Origin of the sequence: Polynucleobacter sp. MWH-Jannik1A5, from assembly GCF_018881795.1 — a bacterium.
In the GTDB taxonomy this organism is placed as follows: Bacteria; Pseudomonadota; Gammaproteobacteria; order Burkholderiales; family Burkholderiaceae; genus Polynucleobacter.
In genome coordinates this window covers 334,696-354,509 of record NZ_JACVPQ010000001.1, presented here as the reverse complement: position 1 = coordinate 354,509, position 19,814 = coordinate 334,696, and the positions used below count along the sequence as shown (strand labels likewise).

Sequence of the window (19,814 nt, the reverse complement as noted above, 5' to 3'; positions counted from 1 at the left end):
GGGATAGATCATGATTGACCATTTAGATCACTTAGTACTCACCACTGCCAAGGAAGCAGAGTGCGTAGATTTTTATACCCGAGTCATGGGTATGAAATTGGAATCTTTTATTGGCGGTACACCACCAGTAGAGCGCAAGGCATTTAAGTTCGGAAATCAAAAAATCAACTTACACATTAAGGGTAAAGAGTTTGAGCCTAAGGCCGATATTCCGACGTCTGGAGCATTAGATCTTTGTTTTATTGCTGATCGCCCATTGACAAAGGTGATTGAACAACTCAAAGCCGAAGCTTGGCCCATTATTGAAGGCCCAGTAATACGCACTGGTGCGACACAAAAGATTAACTCGGTATATGTGCGAGATCCAGATCAAAACCTGATTGAAATTTCTGAGTTAATCTAATTGCCTATAAATCAATATTGCATACTGAGTTATGACCAATCATTCTGAAAGAGACTCTAAAGATGGGGAAGAGCTCCAAAAGGAGAGTTCTTTGCCAGAACCCCCAAAAAAAGTAGATGAGGCTCAAGTGAGCTCTTACGACTCCCGAAAGAAAAATCTCAGTAAACGTGAAATCATGGAAGAGCTATCACGTGCTCGATTCCCTTGGGATGAATAAACACGAATTCCCAGTAGAACAATATAATTAGCAGGTATAGAAATTACCTAAAAATACTACTAAGGGATGACATCAATGAGTAATAAGTTAAGAGTGGGCTTTATTGGCCTTGGCATTATGGGTCAAAGCATGGCGGGGCATATATTGGCTGCTGGCCACCCTTTAAATGTATTTAATCGCTCAAAAGCTAAGACTGATGGTTTGGTGGCTAAGGGTGCCAAGTGGTTTGACACCATTGGTGATCTTGCTGCTGAGTCTGATGTCATCATCACGATGGTGGGTTACCCATCTGATGTTGAAGAAGTGTACTTCGGGGCTGGTAATATTTTGGATCGCGCCAAGAATGCCTATCTCATTGATATGACAACTTCTAGCCCATCCTTGGCTAAGAAAATTGCCGATGAAGCAGAAAAGCGTGGCTGCCATAGTTTGGATGCACCTGTATCTGGTGGTGATATTGGTGCACGTAATGCCAAGCTCTCCATCATGGTTGGTGGCAAGCAGGCTGACTTTGACGCAGTGCTCCCGATTCTAAAAATCATGGGTGCCAATGTGGTCTTGCAGGGTGGCCCTGGTGCTGGACAGCATACCAAGATGTGTAACCAGATCGTGATTGCTGGAACCATCATGGGCGTGGGTGAAGGTCTGGGTTACGCTAAATCAGTAGGTCTTAATCCTGAGACGGTGATGGAGTCGATTGGTGGCGGTGCTGCATCTGGCTTTCAGTTGCTCAATCTGGGTGCGAAGATGATTGTTGGTGACTATGCTCCAGGATTCTATGTAGAGCACTTCTTGAAAGATTTAGGTATCGCATTGGAAGAGGCCGACAAAGTGAAATTAGAATTGCCTGCCTTAGCCTTAGCGAAGAAGCTCTACGATGAATTGGTTGCTAAAGGTTGCTCACGTGATGGTACGCAAGTGATCTATACACGCTACATCAAGTAAGTTAGATTGAGCAGTGCCTAGTTGCTTAATAAAGCCACCTTCGGGTGGCTTTTTACTGGGCCCTACTAAACCCGAGTAATTTCCTGATGTATTCTGGGCGGTCATCTTAAGAGCGCATACTTGAGGGATGAGAACAGAATTAACGATATTAAGAGTTTTAACAGTAGCTTTAACTTTGGGTTTGAGCGGACTAGTACAGGCAGCTACTCCGCAGGAGCTTTTAAAGACCTATGAAGCGCAATCTGGCAAAGCTTCCCCAGTCAGAGGTGAGCAGTTTTTCAATGCGAAGCATGGCAAAGAGTGGAGCTGTGCTTCCTGCCATGACAATCCACCGAATCACGACACTAAGCACATTGTGACTGGCAAGGTCATTAAGCCTTTATCCCCCAATGCTAATCCAGCGCGCTTTACTGACGAAGCGAAAGCGGATAAGTGGTTTAAGCGGAACTGTAATGATGTCCTGGGGCGTGACTGCACTGCTCAAGAAAAAGCAGATGTCCTTGCCTGGCTAATGACGGTTAAGTGAGATACCAATGAAGAAACTTTTTACGTTAATGATGGCTATTTTGGCAATTACACCAGCTATAGCAGCGAAGATGCCCATGCCATCTGATGCGCCCAAATCCTATGAGTCTGAATGCGCTAGTTGTCATATGGCCTACCCTCCAGGATTGCTTGGCGAGAAGAGTTGGCAAAACGTCATGAGCGGACTGAATAAACATTTCGGGGCTGATGCAAGTCTTGACGCAAAGGATCAAAAAGAAATCTCATCCTGGCTGCAGAAGAATGCCGCCACTAAACAAAAATATAACGTAGTGGCGCCAGACAATCGCATTACCAAAACACCCTGGTTTATTCGTGAGCATGATGAGATCAAAGCCGATGTCTGGAAAAGGGCAGGCATTAAGAGCGCGGCCAACTGCGGAGCCTGTCACACCACAGCAGCTGAGGGTATCTTCAGCGAAAAAAGTATTTCCATTCCCGCTAAATGAGTAATAAACAATCCATCTTAGTGTGGGATATCCCCACGCGTGTTTTTCATTGGCTATTAGTTATTTGTTTTGCTGGTGCATGGCTAACTTCTGAGAGCGAGCGCCTACAGATGATTCACTACGCGTTTGGTTATTCAGCATGCGTTTTGGTGATCTTTAGAGTGGTCTGGGGTTTCATAGGCACACGATATGCGCGCTTTACCCAATTTCTTAAGGGCCCAGCAGAAATGATGAGTCATGCTAAGGGATTATTGAGTAGCAACCCGCACAACACGGTTGGGCATAATCCAGTAGGCGGCATTGTGATGGTTGGTCTCATGCTGCTGATTCTATTGATCGGTCTCACAGGCTACTTCAGTGTGAAGGAGTTTTTGGGAGATTTGATGGGTGAAGCACATGAAGCGATTGCTAGCTTAGCCTTAGCAGCAGTTGTCATCCACATTGCTGCTGCGATCATCATGAGCTTGCTGCAAAAAGAGAATCTAGTCAGATCAATGGTGACCGGCAAAAAACAGGGCTTACCTGAACAAGCCATTCGGTTTCCTCAGTATTTGATTGGGCTGTTGCTTATCCTGGGATCAGCCTATTGTTTTTATGTGATTCTTACTGGAGCCGTTCCTAGTTTGACCCAGTAAGCGAGTAATAGATCTTCTATCTGCCTGCTATGACGATATTACTCAAGCGACAAAACTACCAAATAGGCATAGAATCAAAGAATGAGAAAGATATGTATCGCTCTTTGCTTTAGCTTATTTGCCAGCTTGATTCATGCGGCAGTGATGCCTATTGAGCAACCTGCTTCTCAATCATCAGTTTCCCAGGCCCATCATCAAGTTGCTGCAGTTGATAACTCAGCACACCATTGTGATGAAGTGGCTAGCAATACATCGGATAGCAATAGCAAGCCGCTTTGTAACGGAGATAGCTATCAATGTTGCTTGGGATTGGTCTTTATTGCACCCATGGCAATAATGATCCCAGTGGATTTCACTGCAAGCTCCGCCTTAAATTATTCTTCATTGGCGCTTCAGTCGATGATCAATTACATCTATAAGCCTCCAAAAGCCTAAGCTATTTTTTTGCATCACGCATAGCTTGATCTGTGACATCTAGTCACACACCTATTTTGGAGAAATACAATGAACATGACTCACTACATGGAGTTATTGGCTGTTAACCAGCCTTGGAATTTAATTATCTTTATGGCTATCCCGGTCATTTTGGCTGAGACCTTAGCCATTACGGAGTTATATCTACTGTTTACCCGTAAGTTTGATGGGGCAGTCTATTACCTCAATCGATTTGCGGGGATAGCAGTAGGCATCTACTTTATTGGCATCATTTACTACATTGTGACCAATGCCATCATTCCCATTACTAAAGCAGGTGAGTGGAGAACGATGATTGATGTCATTGCAGTATTTACTTATGTGATTGCTGGCTTGCCATTAATTTGGATCGCCTTGCAAGAGTTAGGGTTTGTTAATAAGGCGCTTGATCAAATGGGTAGACTGAAAATCCATGCGATATGTGTAGCTCTATTCCTGGTGTTTGGGCATATCGCTATGATTGCCGGCATGGCTGACCCTAGTATTCTTGGTTATAAGGGTGCCGACACTCATCAAATGGGTGGATTAAAAGACTATGAGCATTGTGATCCCGCCATGCACCAACAGATGATGGGCGATCATCAAAAAATGATTAATGGAAGCGCATCCTCTTCTCCAATGCCCATGGGAAAGCAAAGCCATAAGCACTAATAGTTGGATGCTTCGATAGAAATAAGGAGATGAGATTTCTCAATAAAGCCCCCGAATGCAAGTTTGGGGGCTTTTTTATGTACAGCATGGCTGCCGCTTTCCGTGTAAAAGGATTGCTTTGATTAGGGTATATTGTTTTTAAATTCATCGATAAACATAGGAGAACACATGAACCGCGAACTATTTGAAAAAGGCCTAAAAACACGCAAAGAGGTTTTGGGAGCTGAATATGTAGAGACTTCATTAAAAAATGCAGATGACTTTAATATGCCAATGCAAGAGTTGGTCACAGAGTATTGCTGGAATGAAATCTGGAATCGACCTGGACTTGAGAGAAAAACCCGCAGCTTTTTAAACTTAGCAATGATTGCTGCCTTAAACCGTCCGCATGAATTGAAATTACACGTTCGTGGTGCCATCAACAATGGCATAACTAAAGAAGAAATCCGCGAAGTATTTATGCAAGTAGCGATTTACTGCGGTGTCCCTGCAGCTATTGATAGTTTCCGCGTGGCTAAGGAAGTGTTTAAAGAGATGGGGATTTGAAGAAGAGGCGACTGGGGGTGGTATTGAATGAATCTACCGAAAATTCCCCAGAAGATATGAATCTAGGTATATTGCTAATTATTAATTTTATTGATTGAAAGGCCGCTCATGGAAAAAATGCACTTCACTAGAATGGACCAAGGAACTGCGGCTGACTTTGAGGTCATGAACGGGGTTCACGAAAGAGCCTTGGCAAATCTTCCTGACAGACTTTATGCTTTGTTGGAAGATCTAGCCAAAGATACCGCCTATAACATTACACGTAAAGACCATTGCCTCCAGGCTGCCACCAGAGCCTTACGTGACAACCGCGATGATGAGTATGTCGTAGTGACTCTATTCCATGATATTGCAGAGCCTTTGGCGCCATTTAATCATGGCGAGGTGATCGCTTCAATTTTGCATCCTTTTATTTCTAGAAATAATTATTGGATGCTGGTTCAGCATGGCTTATTCCAGACATATTTTTATGGTGACAAGATTGGCGTAGATCCCAATCAACGTGATCAATACAAGTCTGATCCTGCCTATGAGCAAACGGTAGAGTTTTGCGCCAAGTACGACGAAATTTCTTTTGACCCCAATTACAAAAGTGAGCCGCTCTCTACATTTGATCCAATAGTTAGACGGGTCTTAAAAAAACAATGGGTTGCCCCTTAAATTGAAGAAAAGAAAAAGTCACCCGAAGGTGGCTTTTGTATAACTGGTGGGTTGGGCGAGATTCGAACTCGCGACCAACGGATTAAAAGAGGTTATGGCTCTTAAAACTCTATATAAATCAATAGCCTGAAAGTCAAAAAAATGACTGTGCGATTGAGTGCGCGATTGGTCATCCGGTTAATCTATGTATTTATTATCATAAATTTATTGTATACATTTGCAGATATTATTACGTATTCACCATTAAATTTATAGCTAAATTATGAATCTCTCAATTAAGTTACTCGCGGTTTGTGCCACCCTTTATGCAAATTTGGGTTTCACTCAAACCAATCTTCAAACAGCGCCCCAGACAGCAACCCTCTATGAAAATGTTCGAGTATTTGACGGCACTGCCAATAAGTTAACTCAACCAACCAATGTCCTGGTTGTTGGCAATACCATTAAAACTATATCTAGCAAGCCAATTGAAATTCCGCAGGGCATAGTTGCCACCCGTATTGCTGGTGATGGTCGTACTTTAATGCCTGGTCTTATAGATGCTCATGCTCACTTGTATCTCGGTGTGCCTCAAAGCCTGCTTTTTGATCCAGCCACTACACCAGCATTGCTTGATCAAAAGGCTTATGAATCTTCAAAAGCTACTCTCATGTCTGGATTTACCACTGTAAGAGATATGGGTGGACCGATGTTTAAATTTAAAAGTGAATTTGATGCTGCTAAAGCACCGGGTCCACGTGTTTACCCAAGCGGCACCATGATTATCCAAACATCGGGTCATGGAGACTATAGTGCACCTGAGGCTCTGCCAAGAAGTTTTGGTGGTCCACTTTCTATAGGAGAGGTATACCGAATTTCCACTTTAGCTGATGGCCGAAATCAAGTCCTAACCGCAGTTCGTTTTAATATTCGCAATGGCGCCTCGCAAATTAAATTAGCAACGGGAGGCGGTGTTGCTTCTCCAAGTGATCCTGTAACAGTGCAAGAATATACGGCCGATGAAATTAAGGCTGCAGTAGAGGCGGCTACTGATCTTGGTACTTATGTTTCAACCCATGCATACAACACAAAATCTGTTCGTCGCTCTGTGGATGCTGGGGTCAAGTCTATTGAACATGGGCAGCTGCTCGATGAAGCAACAGTAAAGTATTTAAAAAATAAAGATGTATGGCTTAGCACCCAAGTATTTGAGGAGTTCGATAATACATACTCACCACTTCAGCGTCATAAAGAACATCAGGTTGTTATGGGTGAAAGCGATGTCTTTAAATGGGCAATCAAATACAACGTCAAAATGGCGTGGGGCTCTGATTTTTTCTTCGAAACCTATGGTGTTGAGCAAAATAAACAGTTAGCTAAGTTGAAAAAATGGATGTCACCGGCTAGGGCGTTAAAAATGGCTACTCATGACAACGCACAATTGATGGCAATGTCTGGTATCCGTAATCCCTATCCTGGAAAACTAGGGGTAGTTCAAGAGGGTGCTTATGCTGACTTATTATTGGTTGACGGCGATCCTACGCAAAACTTAGACATCATTGCTGACCCTGCCAAGAATTTCCGCATCATCATGAAAGATGGCAAGATTTATAAAAATACGCTGTGATTTTTCCGAAAACTTAGGGCTTGATTAATTAGGAAAAGAAAAAGCCACCCGAAGGTGGCTTTTGTATAACTGGTGGGTCGGGCGAGATTCGAACTCGCGACCAACGGATTTGAAGATGTTGGATTGTCCTGGACATGGCAATTTGGTTAGTCTTTTTGCAGGAAGATATTCACAGTTTCAGAAAGTTTCTTGTAACTTTGGAATAAGAAGGCATGCCCACCTTCATAAAACGCCAACCAAGCAAAAGGAATTTGATTGGCAATAACAACTGAGTTTTTGGGGTTGTCGATGATGTCTTCACGACCATCTGCAACTAGAACGGGAACTTTAATATTCTTTAAGTCCTTGTAATTTTGGTTATCGGCATTCCAAAGGGCGATGCGAGCACGAACTTGGCGCTCCTTGGTTTCCTTGGAGATAACAAAATCATCGGGGATGGTTCCTGCTGTTTTTGCTGCCATAAACCTTTCATATACAACCTTGGCAGCTGCCTTACCTTCTGGCGTAATTGGGAACAATAACTCGAAATTTTCCATTGGGGAAAGGCTTGGGTTATTGAGCTCCTCCCCAGCCTTTTTAGAAATAGCAATCTGATACTTTCCACCTGGATTTGGGGCGCAAAGAATAAGCTTGCTGACCAAATCCGGGTGTCTGATTGCAAGTTGTTGTCCAATTCGAGCGCCCATTGACCATGAGAATACGTTTACCTTTTTGAAGCCCAGTGCTTTGACTAAACCCGCGGCATCATCTGCCATCTGAGGAATGGTTGTATTGTTTTCTTTGGTATCAGTAGATAGTCCAGCACCGCGATTATCAAAAATGATTAGTTGATTATTTTTTGCTAATTCGCCAAGAAGGGCGGGGTCCCAAGCACTCATGGTGGCTGCGTAACCCATAATGAGAATCATAGGATCGCCTTTACCTTTTAGGTAGTAGGCTAACTTCACGCCATTCACAGGCGCGTATTTAATTTCAGGTTTATCTTGAGCTTGCACTGAAAAGCTAGGGCCAAACGAGATTAGAAGAGTTGCGAGTACTAAATAAACGCCCCGCATCAGGTTGGCATTTAAGCAGTGTAGGGTGTTATTCAAAGGCATCATAAGGTTTGGTTTGCAATGGGTTGCTCAAGGCCTCATATTAGCATTGCAAAATTTGCTCTAGTCCTTGTGGACAAAATAAAACCCGCCGTAGCGGGTTTTATTAATGCACCTAAATTTGAATTATTTCAAAAATGAAGAAGATAAATCCTGAGGGCCGGCATTATTTATTCCATACGCTTGGAGTGCCTTAATCTCTTTTAGATTCTTCAATGCAGCTAGATCAACTACAGCCCAATTCAGGGAATTGTTAATACTACGAATGTAATATTTACCGCGTGAAAGATCTTTCATTACAGTGAAATCAGAAACTTCGCTTGATGATTTACTGCTGCTAGCACCACCATCGCCTTTGCTGCCTGCAGGATCAACAGTAAGACCGTCAGGACGATCAAAATTATTCATAATGTGGCCAAGTTGATTGATGGCCTGATCCGGTGTTGTGCCTTTTGTTACGTAGTTTGCATAAAAAGCTGCTTTAACAAAGCGTCCCTGTGAGGTATTCGCAGCAGAAAGGCCTGCAATTGCATTGCCGGAATCCGCTGTGGCTAATTTCAGTTTCCCTAACTGCCCTGTGTTTTTATCAACATTATTAAATGTATAGTTGTTCAGGTTTTCGAGATGCCATGGGAAATGAGGTCCATTAGTTAAAACGCCAACAGGGTTGTCATAGATATTGGCCAAGCCATTTGCAAACTCAATCACAATTGCGCCGCCACTTTTATCGTGAATTGCATAGTGAAGTGGGACGGGAAGGTTGTCAAACAATTTAACATCTGGTAACCAAACCTGTACGGCACCACTAGATAAAACTTTCCTAACTTCATCAACCGTTTTAAAGTTTCCAAGCACCCAAGTGCTAAAAAGTTGACCGGAGAGAATCTTCGAATTATCCGATCCCAAAGTCATCGAGGTGGTTGGAGTTATCTCGTTACCAGATAAGCTGAGACCTTGGTCATTAAGACCATCTAGAAATAGCTGCTGCTTAACACCATAGCCTTTAGAGCTGCCCGCACCAATAAATGCATATTTTGTATTAAAGGTCATACCTTGCTGACCTGTGGGGGTAGTTGAATCAATTTTTGTGCCTGCAGGCATATACGTCAGCAATGCTGGTGGCCGTGCAGAGTTTTCAAGTGTTCGTCCGTGATACACATTGCCATTTGTGTCGGTGATGACAAGAGACGTACAAGCTATGGCATTGCCAATGGAAGCTGCCATCAAAGATGTAGCCGTGAACAGACTAAGTGTTTTTTTGAAAATATTCACGAAAAATTTTCTTTCTGGATCATTTTGGGTTTTAGTAATAGAGCTGAAACTTAGACTTTTCAATTGCGTACAGGCAAGACAAAAGTTGATTCTTTGGGAAGGCTTTAGCCAATAATATACAAATAATGGCTTAAAAAAATGATTTTTTATTCTATAAACAATGCAAAGTTGCTTACGATTCTGCAGCGTGTGCCACCCCCCACCACGCATTACGGTCCAATAGATTGCTTATTGCGTCAAACAGTCACGATATTGATTCCGGTAAAAGAAAAAGCCACCCGAGGGTGGCTTTTGTATAACTGGTGGGTCGGGCGAGATTCGAACTCGCGACCAACGGTGTTTAGGCCGTAAGTTGCCGCTGCTTAATGAGTTCTGCGGCAGGGATCCGCACTATCTTGCCATTAACTGTGGTCACGATTGCGGTATTGGTTTGGATTGCCAAGTCTATCGCTGCTTTTCTAGCACGTTTAATAGCGAAGTAGGAGCCTGATATGTCAGGATCTGGTGAATTGAGGATATCTGGAGTTGGAATAATCATTTCTAGCCTTGAGCAATCTTTTCTAATTCCGTTAAGTCACCATCAAGCAATACCCATGAGTTTACAGCTTTTTGATACTTTGGGAGATTCTCTAATCCTGCTCGATAGCGCCTACGAATGACTTCTTCAGGAATATTGTGTCCGCCCTGTGCAACTCGCTCTGCTACTCGAGAGATGGCTAACTCAGGAGAACTTAGGGCAATAAACCAGAGCTTAATTGTGTAGCCCAAGTCTTTCCACTCTTGAATGCGTTGTAGATAATGGGTGCCGGATAACGTGGTTTCAAATGCAAAACTTTCACCTGCTTTGGTGTATTCATCCAACTCATTGAGCATCAAGCGAGCCGCCTTGAATGCAACAGATTCAGGATTAAATGGTGCCAAACCAGCCGCTATAAGATCAGCATTAATAAAACGAAATGTATGAGCTTCTTGCGGTAAGAAGTTTTTGGCAAAAGTAGTTTTACCAGCCCCATTAGGTCCCGCAATGATGATAATTTTTTTATTTATTGCGGACATCATTTGGGTCGATTTGCGGCATAACGTTGTTTGGTTTCTTTCAGTATTTGTCCGATACTCTTGTTGCCAGTAACGTAATCAGTAAGGTTTTGCTCTAACTGCTTAGTAGGAACAATGCCTTCAATCCGAGCAGAAGCTACAGCATTAGAAACGTTGTATTGGCGGATCTGAGATTGGGTTGAAAACTTTGTTGGCATGGATCTATTTTAGTGACTCTAGGTCTATTTTCCTAGAGAATTATGCTCAATAATCTAGTCATAAACCCCTGATATTACAGAGGGTTATGAGTGTATTTGCTGAATTATTGATGATATCGATATTCCTGAGTCTTACCGCCATACCCATAGCTAGCAGCCCTAACATCTTGTACGTAGATATAGCTCTCTTCATGAAGATTGCCTAGAATGCGCTCAAAACCTTCAAATGCTTCCTTAATGTACTGAGCCTTCTCATCTTTTGTATTGGTCTCATCGGTGATCTTGATGTCAAAGTAAAAGCTGTTCTTGCCTTGTTCGCTTAATAGCTTGCCACCCACAAACCAGCAGTCCAAATCTACATATTCAATCGCAATAGCAGTAACCTCCTTTTTCTTGCCCAGAATACGGTGTGTAAGGTCTAGTAGTAGTTCATTAATGGCTTTAGTGGTCTCGATATTCTTTTGTCCGCTGACTTTTACGTTCAAGATTGGCATGTAATTCTCCTTTGTAAATAAATCAATTCAATAAAACTAATTAGCTATGCAACTATTAGGGAAATAAAAAATTCCCTATTCCTTCAGGGCAGAGCTAATACCCCGAAGCTGTCCGACAACATCTTCAAAATGCCCAGTCCCTAACGTTTTCTTCAGGCGCTTGGTAACGGCACCACTGGCAGCATTAATCGCATCCCTCATATCCACAGCCTTCTTGGTTGGATGAATTTCTTGTTCACGGCCATCCTTCTCAGAGGCAACCCGCTTAATTAAGCTCAATCTCTCTAAGCCATCTAAACCTCTAGTAGCAGTGGGGCGGCTGATATTCATCTCCAAAGCCAATTCACTTTGCAATAACGTGGCTTTATCCAGAACGACCCTGAGCATGAAGGCTTGTGACGGGGTAAGTCCAAATGGTTTGAATGCGCTAGTCCATTCCCGCTCTAGCTGACGAGCTAGGCTAGTAGTGTTGAAATAGAGGCATTGTTCAAACATGGGGGCAGTATATCTGATATTGATTAGCTATGCAACTATATGAAGATGAAAAAGCCACCCGAAGGTGGCTTTTGGTATTACTGGTGGGTCGGGCGAGATTCGAACTCGCGACCAACGGATTAAAAGACTTAAGAATTGTGCTGAACAGTAATCAAAACATTAGCTTAAACCTGCTTAGAAAGTGATGTGATATCGGCGGTTGGTCTAGCGGGTTTGGTTGGCGTAAGGTGGAGATCAATTGGTTTCGACAGCGTCTTGTTGGAGTGTCGCGTTTCCGGACACTTGGTTTGTCGGGTTAACCGACACTTGGAATGGGAGCTATCGGCCACTAAGAGACCTTCTGAAGTTGTTGAGCCGCCTCTTCCACCAAGTCATTGGGTATTCAGGGGGTTGTGGCATTACAGCAGCTATGTGAGTGATTAATCCATTTGACTTGTATGGAAAAGCTCTAAATGCAAAATACGAAGAAATATGCTGTAATTAGCTAATGAGAAAAATCCTGATAATTCTGGCCCTGCTAGCTTTATCGATACAAACATCCTATGCTACGGTTTCTGCTTACTGCCAAGAAGAGCAGGCAGCAGCTTCTCATGTTTCACATCACGAGCATGAGAAGCCAGTCAGCATTGCCTCTGCTAGCGATTCTGCAAGCTACGATTCTGATTGTGGGGTCTGTCATTTGACGCATTCTCCAGCATTGCATTCCACTTTTAGCATTTCAGTTACCTCTACCATCTTTCATTATGAAGATGCACGAGTAGAGTTTTTAGTCGATATTTCTCCTCACCGCCCCGAAAAACCCAATTGGCTCGCTCTCGCCTAAGTTAGCGAGAGCCTTAACCTAATTCTTCTCCTCTCGCTAACTCTGTTTTGAACAAACAAATGGAGTTTTTATGTTGCGAGAGTATTCGGGCGTAGTTCGTCGCTGCGTCATTCAATTTACTGGATTGGTATTTATATTGGGATCGCCAATAGCGCTGGCTAATGCCGAGCTCAAAGGTGGATCGACCTTAAAGTCCTTCTATGAATCTTCATGGGAGCGCCAACCTGACTACAAGTCCTATCAGTATCGAGTAGAGGCCGCGCTTGCTAAGCAAAAAATTGCTAGCAGCCTTTTGGTAAGCCCAGCTTCGGTTGAAGTGTCGCAAAAGACCGATAGAACTAACAGCAATCAAGGCGCTAGTGAAACCATACTGGGTTTAGATATCCCCCTGTGGTTATGGAATGAGCGGTCAAGCTCAATTAATTTAGCGGATGCTGAATATAAAAAGCTTTTGTCTCAATACTATCTATCCCAATTGAGAATTGCAGCTGAAGTAAGGGATGCCTATTGGAATTACCAGAAATCAAAAATTGAGTCTGATTTAGCGCTACGCAGAAATGAGAATGCAAAGAGCTTAGCTCTTGATGTTGAAAAGAGATTTAAGGCTGGAGACTTATCTCGCGCTGATCTTCATCAGGCCAATGGTGCCCTCGCATCATCAGAAGCTTTTTTGGTCGAAGCGCAGGCCAACGTAATTAATGCTGAGCAAAGGGTGCGTACTTTATTAGGAAGTGAGTATCTCAAGAAAATTCAATTCGGTGACATTGCTAAAAATATTGAACCGCTACCTAAGGTTCCTGAAAACCTGTCAGGACTAGATTCTAGTTTGCCAATCGTTGCAGCCCTTGTAGATCAGTTAGAGGTTGCTAAAAAAGCAGTTGACCTAGCAAAGTCTCAAACTCGGGCTTCCCCACAATTGCAAATATGGACTACTAAGGGCCGTGAAGTCTATGGCGTTCCGTATCAGCAATCAGTTGCTGTTGGGTTAAGAATTCCTTTTGGCTCTGATGCTCGCAATACCAATAGATTGGCCAGTGCTACTGCTGAGATGGTCGATTCAGAGGTTCGATTGTCCTATGAGCGAGAGTCTGCATTAAGTAATGTGGAGTCAAATGTGGCTTTAGTGAAGTCGGCAAAAATGAAGCTTGGCGCTGCAGATAAGAGGTCTAACTTAGCCAATGAAACACGTCAATTTTTTGACAAATCATTTCGCTTTGGTGAAACCGATTTGCCCACAAGACTACGTATTGAGCTAGAAGCAGTGGATGCAAATAGGCAGGCTGCAATTGCAAAAATCAATTACGCAGTTTCAGTTTCAAATTTACGACAGGCCCTTGGCCTGTTACCAGAGTAAGGTCACTTTAACTATGAATTTATTGAACAAATATAGTCAGTGGGCGTCAAAACTATTAATTGCGCTATTTCTGACGATCGCATCGGCAACTTATGCAGGTCCTGGTCATGGGGAGGAAAAACCCACCACTGCACAAACTCAATCACTACCTCGCTTTTATGCTGAATCTGATCTCTATGAGGCGGTAGGAGTGATTAACGGCAAGGAAATCACGCTCTACCTAGATCGCTACTCCTCCAATGAATTGGTCAAAGGAGCCAAGGTTGAAATTGAGCTTGAGGGCTCTAAAATTAGTTCAGAGCCTCATGGCGATGGAGAGTATCTCTTTCGCCTAAAAAATAAAATTAAAGATCAGCCTACTGCGATCACCATCACGATTAATGATGATGTTACCGACATACTAGCAGCCACTATAGATCTAAGTTCCTTTGAGCGCTCCTCATTGATCACTTGGAAATCAGCAATAAAGATCTTGCTTTATTTCAGCCTCTTGATGGCAATTGCCTATTTGTCTTATCGCAAGAAAGAGGTGTTGATGACGAATACAAAAAAACTAATCAAACAAATTAAGGAGCGGGTATGAATCGCAAACAGAGAGATTTTGTATTTCGCCCCATTGTCCTCATTAGTTTATCTGTGGCGCTATTTGCTTTTAAGGTTTATGCTGGGCCGGGTCATGGCGAGTCGGAAGTATCCCAAGTTCAAGGTGACGCCCCTAAAAGACAGTCGGACGGCAGTCTTTTTATTCCCAAGCCTGCGCAACGCCAGTTACACGTGATGACAGCTCCTGGCCAGTTCGGCGAATATGCCAAAACCTATGATTTAGCTGGAAAAGTCATTATGGATCCTAACTTTGGCGGTAAGGTGCAAGCGATTGTTGCTGGCCGTATTACGCCGGGACCAGCTGGTTTTCCATTGCCCGGACAGAAGGTTAGTAAAGGCGATGTCTTGGCGTATGTAACGCCAGAGGCTGGCCCAGGAAAATCAAGATCACTTGCGGAAAGTCGACTAAAGCGTTTGCGAGATCTGAGCGATACGGTCCCTCGTAAGACTATTGAAGAGGCAGAAGCCGCTGTTGCTAATGAAGAATTAAGAGCCCCAGTCAGCGGAATTATTTCTACTACGGGTGTCGTATCTGGCCAAGTAGTGCAAGCAAGAGATCTAATCTTTGAGGTCGTTAATCCATCCAAGCTATTAATAGAAGCGCTTGCCTACGATTCAAGTCTGAGTAAGAACATTGCTGATGGCAAGGTGGATGTCAATGGCAAAGTGATTGAGCTCAAGTATCTTGGTGGTGGACAGACCCTCAGAGAGCAAGCCTTACCTCTAACTTTTTCTGCTAAATCGGACGATCTCCAATTTTTACCCATAGGTCAGCCCATTCGAGTATTTGTAAATACCGATAGCAAGATCACTGGAGTAAAGGCGCCTTCAAAATCATTAGTCAAAAGCAGCTCGAACCAAACAATTGTCTGGATTAAAAAGTCCCCAGAAATATTTGAGCCAAGAACAGTTGTATATGAGCCTTTAGATGGTCAGAGCATTGTTATTACTAGTGGTATTAAAGATGGTGAACGAGTCATTACTGATGGGGCATCCCTCATCAATCAAATTCGTTAAGGATTAAGACATGTTTACTTGGTTATTAGATTTCAGCTTAAAAAATCGCATGATAGTGATTTTGCTCGGTGCTATATCTATGTTCTATGGTGCCTACACCTTAAGCAAGATGCCTGTGGATGTCTTTCCCGATCTGAATAAGCCTACTGTCACCATCATGACCGAGGCTGGCGGAATGGCTTCAGAAGAAGTTGAACAACTCATTACATTCCCACTCGAAACGGCTATGAATGGTTTACCGGGAGTAGAGGCTATTCGCTCAGTATCTAGCGCCGGCCTCTCTTTCATATACGTTACTTTTGACTGGACTGTAGACATCTATCGCGCCAGACAAATGGTTTCAGAAAGACTGTCATCTATGGAGGGAGCAATTCCGGATGGCATTGTTTCGCGCATGGGGCCCATTAGTTCGATCATGGGTGAGATTATGCAAATTGCCATTCCGATTGATGAATCTAAGATTTCATCCATGCAGGTTCGCGAGTATGCTGATTGGGTTTTGCGACCCAGATTGATGGCTATCCCCGGGGTAGCGCAAGTCATTCCTATAGGTGGGCAAGTCAGGCAGTTTCAAGTGCAACCCAATACTCGCCGTATGGCGGAGCTAGGCCTTAGCATATTGCAGATTGAAGATGCATTGCGGGGCTACTCTGCAAATACGTCTGGTGGATTTCTTGAGTCCAATAATCGTGAGTATCTTATTCGTCATATAGGGCGAACCTCTAGCCTTGAAGATTTAAAGAACATTGCCGTATCGAACCGCAATGGACAAACAATACTTTTAAGACAAGTTGCAGATATTACTTTTGCACCAGCAGTTAAGCGAGGCGATGCCGGTTATGAAGGTGGGCCAGCAGTCATTCTAGGTGTACAAAAACAACCTTCAGCAGATACGGTAGCGCTAACAAAAAAGATTGAATCGGCTATTGCAGAATTAAAGCAGGGCTTGCCAACTGGCATGGAAGCTCCAAAAGTAACATTTAGGCAGGCGAGCTTTATTGATGCATCCATTAGCACTTTAGAGGGTAAGCTGATTGGCGCATCAATCTTTGTTGCTGTAGTGCTGTATTTCTTTTTAGGAACAATTCGCCCGGTCCTCATCTCATTAACAGCAATTCCAGTTTCAATTCTCTTAACTGCCCTAGTTTTTAAGTACTTTGGTTTATCAATTAATACGATGACCTTAGGAGGCTTAGCCATTGGAATCGGCGGCCTGGTTGATGATGCAGTAGTTGATGTGGAAAACGTAATTCGTCGCCTTAGAGTAAATCTAGATAAAGCATCTTTAGACCAATTAAGTCCACTAGCGATTGTGAGAGCCGCATCGCTTGAGGTAAGAACCGGAATTATCTATGCTACAGCCATCATCGTTTTGGTATTCATCCCATTATTTGCATTACCAGGTATAGAGGGGCGACTATTTGTGCCTTTGGGTATTGCATTTATAGTCTCTACTCTTGCATCGCTTTTAGTTTCAGTCACTATCACGCCAGTACTCTGCTTTTACTTGCTGCCCTCAATGCAGTCCCTGAGGGATCACGATACAAAGATTGTCACTTGGCTTAAAAGCCATTATGAGGTTCAGTTATCAAGGTTATTGGCGGCGCCTAAAAAGCCTCTGATGTATGCTTTTGCATCCGTCATAGTCGCTGCTGCCAGTGTTCCCTTTATGGCGAGCGCATTTTTACCGCCCTTTAACGAAGGGACTTTACTGATCGGATTGCGTTTAAATCCTGGTGTCTCTCTCTCTGAATCGGCGGGCGTAGCTAGCCAAGCAGAAAAGTTAGTCAGGCAGGTTCCAGAAGTGACTTATGTTGGACGCAGGAGTGGCCGCGCAGAATTGGACGAGCATGCGGAAGGTGTACATGTGAGCGAGTTAGATGTTGGTTTAAAGCCTGCGGGAGATTTAGATCGCTCCATGGCTGAGATACAGGCAGATATCAGGTCAAGATTAGTTAACTTACCCGCTGCAATTGCGATCGGTCAGCCAATCTCACATCGAATAGATCACATGCTTTCAGGAGTGCGATCGCAAATTGCTATTAAGATCTTTGGCGATGATTTGGACGTGCTGCGTAGCCAAGCCGACCTTCTAAGATCGAAATTGGCAGGCATTGAAGGCTTAGTTGATCTAGAAATAGAAAAGCAGGTTTTAGCACCACAAATTAAGGTCCGAATTGATTACGATAAGGCGGCGCAATATGGAGTTTCAACATCTCAGATTATGGCCACCTTGCAGGGCATGGTTGAAGGGGAGAGGCTCTCGCAAATTATTGAGGGTAATCGACGGTTTGCCTTAGTGATCAAGTTACCAGACTCAGCAAGAAATTTAGAAGGGCTTGCTGATATCTTGATTGATACGCCAAATGGAAAAATTCCACTCTCCAAAATTGCTAGCATTGAGGATGGGGATGGCCCAAATCAAATTAGCAGAGACGGCGGTAAGCGAAGAATTGTCTTATCGGCTAATGCCTCCAAGCGTGCCCTGTCAGATATCGTGGCTGATATTAGAACTGTGATCTCTAATCAGACTCTTCCAGAGGGTTACTTTATTACTTTAGATGGTCAATTTAAAGCGCAAGAAGAGGCATCTAAAGTAATTGGTTTGCTATCGATTGGATCATTTCTTTTGATGTTTGCGGTTTTAAATAACCGCTATAAGTCCATGCGCCTATCTTTAATGATTATGTCTAACATTCCCTTAGCTATGGTCGGAGCAGTGATTGGTTTGTGGATTTCAGGCCAGCCACTCTCGATTGCTGCATTAATAGGATTTATCACGCTAGCAGGAATATCTGTGCGTAACGGAATCTTAAAAATTAGCCATTACTTAAATTTGATGCAGTCAGAAGGTGAATCGTTTAGTCTGGCAATGATTATTCGCGGATCAATTGAGCGCTTAAGTCCTGTACTAATGACAGCTTTGGTCACAGCTTTTGCCTTGGCACCATTGTTATTTGAAGCAGAGCGTCCTGGTACAGAGATATTGCATCCAGTAGCAGTTGTTATTTTCTCCGGGCTCATCAGCTCTACCTTATTGGATACCTTTTTAACGCCAGCCATGTTTTGGCTTTACGGGAAAAAAGCATCTGAAATAGCCTTGAGCAATATGAAAACTAACGAAGTATTTTAATTTAAAGGGGTTTATATGAAATCAATGATGGTGATTGCAACCTTGCTAATCAGTTTTATTGGTCCAGCCCATGCTGGAGCCGGCCATGATTTAAAGCCAATGCATGGCGGTGTCATAGTAGAGGCTAAGGACATTGATGTTGAATTGGTTGCAAAGCCTGATAGCCTATCGCTGTATTTGACGGACCACGGTAAACCGATACCTATAGATGGTGGGACCGCAAAGCTGACAGTCTTAATTGGATCAGATAAAAAAGATTATGAGCTACTGCCTAATGGAGGCAAATTGGAAGTGAAAGGTAATTTCGCTATTCCCAAGGGAGCTAAGGCTATAGCAGTTATCAAGATAAAAGCGAAAGTGATTACAGCAGGATTTAATTTATAGCCTAAATCAGCTCAATCTAGTCTGTACTCTGGGTCGCCCTAAATGATCTGGATTAACCTCGCTGAATAGTAAAGACAGCGCCCATCTATAGTTGGTTTTGGGTCGTTATCGGTCCATTGCTAACGGCATCCTACTATGTCGGTTAACCCGACAACCGTCGTGTTTCGAGACGCTCACGGCTAATCAGTGCTTAACATTCCCACTCACAACGACCCAATATTGTCTATTGTTCCCAACGGGCTTAAAAATGTCGAATTGGCTTTAGACAGGGTTCCTTGGGTGTTAACGATTGGTTATTGGTAAATCGGCAAAAGGCCGATGACTGCTTTCGGCTAATAAGAGGCGGTAGTGTCACCTCTTTTTTACTTCACGGGTAGCGATAATTTATTTAAGATCCCGCAATGTGCTGAGTCCTGATTCGCATGACATTGTTTTCTGAGCAGCTTTAATTGTCGCTCAAGTTGGCGTAGCTCATTAATTCGATTGCTTACACCTTCAATATGGGCATCAAGCAATTCATTTACTGCATCACAGTTTTCATCGGGCAAATCTTTTAAGCGAAGTAATTGACGAATTTCACTTAAGGTCATGTCCAGCGAGCGGCAGTGGCGAATAAATGTAAGGCGTTGCAGGTGCTGATCCCCGTAGATTCGGAAGTTACCCTCAGATCGAGCCGGTTTTGCTAACAAACCCTCTTGTTCATAAAACCGAATAGTTTCCACTTGAGTGCTTGTGGCTGTTGCTAGTTCACCAATTCTCATTT

At 43.3% G+C, this 19,814-nt stretch carries 25 protein-coding genes; 17 read left to right on the top strand and 8 right to left on the bottom strand.

From position 1 onward, the window contains the following. Window positions 1-10: 10 nt before the first annotated feature. The 11 genes from ICN23_RS01690 to ICN23_RS01645 all read left to right on the top strand — a co-directional run bounded on the left by ICN23_RS01690 (window position 11) and on the right by ICN23_RS01645 (window position 7,129). Window positions 11-403, top strand: coding sequence for a VOC family protein (locus tag ICN23_RS01690; RefSeq protein ID WP_216230631.1), 393 nt, complete (start codon window positions 11-13; stop codon window positions 401-403). A gap of 91 nt (window positions 404-494) precedes the next feature. Then, window positions 495-620 carry a hypothetical protein gene (locus tag ICN23_RS09970; protein WP_255532674.1) on the top strand — a complete coding sequence of 42 codons (126 nt, stop codon included), beginning with the start codon at window positions 495-497 and terminating at the stop codon, window positions 618-620. Window positions 621-695: 75 nt separating this feature from the next. Next, window positions 696-1,565, top strand: a complete 870-nt coding sequence (locus tag ICN23_RS01685; protein WP_255532673.1) for an NAD(P)-dependent oxidoreductase — start codon at window positions 696-698, stop codon at window positions 1,563-1,565. Window positions 1,566-1,692: 127 nt separating this feature from the next. Further along, on the top strand, window positions 1,693-2,091 hold the full coding sequence (locus ICN23_RS01680; protein WP_216230629.1) for a DUF1924 domain-containing protein: 399 nt from the start codon (window positions 1,693-1,695) through the stop codon (window positions 2,089-2,091). A gap of 7 nt (window positions 2,092-2,098) precedes the next feature. Further along, window positions 2,099-2,557 (top strand): diheme cytochrome c, encoded by a 459-nt coding sequence (locus tag ICN23_RS01675; RefSeq protein WP_255532672.1) that lies wholly within the window; start codon window positions 2,099-2,101, stop codon window positions 2,555-2,557. Beyond that, entirely contained in the window at window positions 2,554-3,192 is a 639-nt protein-coding gene (locus tag ICN23_RS01670) for a cytochrome b/b6 domain-containing protein (RefSeq protein WP_216230628.1), read from the top strand. Before ICN23_RS01675 ends, ICN23_RS01670 begins: the two co-directional genes overlap by 4 nt. 81 nt (window positions 3,193-3,273) lie before the next feature. Then, window positions 3,274-3,627: a hypothetical protein gene (locus tag ICN23_RS01665; RefSeq protein ID WP_216230627.1), complete on the top strand. Its 354-nt coding sequence runs from the start codon at window positions 3,274-3,276 to the stop codon at window positions 3,625-3,627. A gap of 69 nt (window positions 3,628-3,696) precedes the next feature. Continuing rightward, entirely contained in the window at window positions 3,697-4,317 is a 621-nt protein-coding gene (locus tag ICN23_RS01660; protein ID WP_216230626.1) for a DUF6803 family protein, read from the top strand. A gap of 168 nt (window positions 4,318-4,485) precedes the next feature. Beyond that, a complete protein-coding gene (locus ICN23_RS01655) occupies window positions 4,486-4,863 on the top strand; it encodes a carboxymuconolactone decarboxylase family protein (RefSeq protein WP_068324166.1) in 378 nt (125 codons plus the stop codon). 132 nt (window positions 4,864-4,995) lie between these two features. Continuing rightward, complete coding sequence (locus ICN23_RS01650) at window positions 4,996-5,523, top strand: hypothetical protein (RefSeq protein WP_216230625.1); 528 nt, start codon at window positions 4,996-4,998, stop codon at window positions 5,521-5,523. Window positions 5,524-5,785: 262 nt separating this feature from the next. Next, window positions 5,786-7,129, top strand: a complete 1,344-nt coding sequence (locus ICN23_RS01645; protein WP_216230624.1) for an amidohydrolase family protein — start codon at window positions 5,786-5,788, stop codon at window positions 7,127-7,129. Between the two features lie 146 nt (window positions 7,130-7,275). Here the strand turns inward: ICN23_RS01645 and ICN23_RS01640 are convergent, their stop codons facing one another. The 7 genes from ICN23_RS01640 to ICN23_RS01610 form a co-directional block, all read right to left on the bottom strand. After that, window positions 7,276-8,229: an alpha/beta fold hydrolase gene (locus ICN23_RS01640; protein ID WP_216230623.1), complete on the bottom strand. Its 954-nt coding sequence runs from the start codon at window positions 8,227-8,229 to the stop codon at window positions 7,276-7,278. A gap of 120 nt (window positions 8,230-8,349) precedes the next feature. Further along, window positions 8,350-9,495, bottom strand: coding sequence for a linear amide C-N hydrolase (locus ICN23_RS01635; RefSeq protein ID WP_370624744.1), 1,146 nt, complete (start codon window positions 9,493-9,495; stop codon window positions 8,350-8,352). Between the two features lie 340 nt (window positions 9,496-9,835). After that, on the bottom strand, window positions 9,836-10,033 hold the full coding sequence (locus ICN23_RS01630; protein WP_015420586.1) for a hypothetical protein: 198 nt from the start codon (window positions 10,031-10,033) through the stop codon (window positions 9,836-9,838). Window positions 10,034-10,035: 2 nt separating this feature from the next. Further along, the gene (locus ICN23_RS01625; RefSeq protein ID WP_216230622.1) at window positions 10,036-10,554 is read right to left on the bottom strand and encodes a zeta toxin family protein; all 519 of its coding nucleotides are present in this window, start codon (window positions 10,552-10,554) and stop codon (window positions 10,036-10,038) included. Further along, window positions 10,551-10,748 (bottom strand): antitoxin VbhA family protein, encoded by a 198-nt coding sequence (locus ICN23_RS01620; protein ID WP_216230621.1) that lies wholly within the window; start codon window positions 10,746-10,748, stop codon window positions 10,551-10,553. Before ICN23_RS01620 ends, ICN23_RS01625 begins: the two co-directional genes overlap by 4 nt. 104 nt (window positions 10,749-10,852) lie before the next feature. Next, entirely contained in the window at window positions 10,853-11,242 is a 390-nt protein-coding gene (locus ICN23_RS01615) for a 4-oxalocrotonate tautomerase family protein (protein ID WP_216230620.1), read from the bottom strand. A gap of 75 nt (window positions 11,243-11,317) precedes the next feature. Beyond that, a complete protein-coding gene (locus tag ICN23_RS01610; RefSeq protein WP_216230619.1) occupies window positions 11,318-11,737 on the bottom strand; it encodes a MarR family winged helix-turn-helix transcriptional regulator in 420 nt (139 codons plus the stop codon). Window positions 11,738-12,224: 487 nt separating this feature from the next. Between ICN23_RS01610 and ICN23_RS01605 the strand changes: the two genes are divergently transcribed. The 6 genes from ICN23_RS01605 (at window position 12,225) to ICN23_RS01580 (ending at window position 19,051) form a co-directional block, all read left to right on the top strand. Further along, on the top strand, window positions 12,225-12,560 hold the full coding sequence (locus tag ICN23_RS01605) for a hypothetical protein (RefSeq protein WP_216230618.1): 336 nt from the start codon (window positions 12,225-12,227) through the stop codon (window positions 12,558-12,560). A 70-nt stretch (window positions 12,561-12,630) separates the two neighbouring features. Beyond that, window positions 12,631-13,914 carry a TolC family protein gene (locus ICN23_RS01600; RefSeq protein WP_015421833.1) on the top strand — a complete coding sequence of 428 codons (1,284 nt, stop codon included), beginning with the start codon at window positions 12,631-12,633 and terminating at the stop codon, window positions 13,912-13,914. 13 nt (window positions 13,915-13,927) lie between these two features. Continuing rightward, entirely contained in the window at window positions 13,928-14,497 is a 570-nt protein-coding gene (locus ICN23_RS01595; protein WP_015421832.1) for a hypothetical protein, read from the top strand. Continuing rightward, window positions 14,494-15,534 (top strand): efflux RND transporter periplasmic adaptor subunit, encoded by a 1,041-nt coding sequence (locus ICN23_RS01590; RefSeq protein WP_015421831.1) that lies wholly within the window; start codon window positions 14,494-14,496, stop codon window positions 15,532-15,534. Before ICN23_RS01595 ends, ICN23_RS01590 begins: the two co-directional genes overlap by 4 nt. A 10-nt stretch (window positions 15,535-15,544) precedes the next feature. Further along, entirely contained in the window at window positions 15,545-18,667 is a 3,123-nt protein-coding gene (locus ICN23_RS01585; RefSeq protein WP_015421830.1) for an efflux RND transporter permease subunit, read from the top strand. Window positions 18,668-18,682: 15 nt separating this feature from the next. Further along, a complete protein-coding gene (locus tag ICN23_RS01580) occupies window positions 18,683-19,051 on the top strand; it encodes a hypothetical protein (protein WP_015421829.1) in 369 nt (122 codons plus the stop codon). Between the two features lie 362 nt (window positions 19,052-19,413). Here ICN23_RS01580 and cadR read toward each other — a convergent pair whose 3' ends face one another. After that, complete coding sequence (cadR, locus tag ICN23_RS01575; RefSeq protein WP_015421828.1) at window positions 19,414-19,812, bottom strand: Cd(II)/Pb(II)-responsive transcriptional regulator; 399 nt, start codon at window positions 19,810-19,812, stop codon at window positions 19,414-19,416. Window positions 19,813-19,814: the final 2 nt, after the last annotated feature.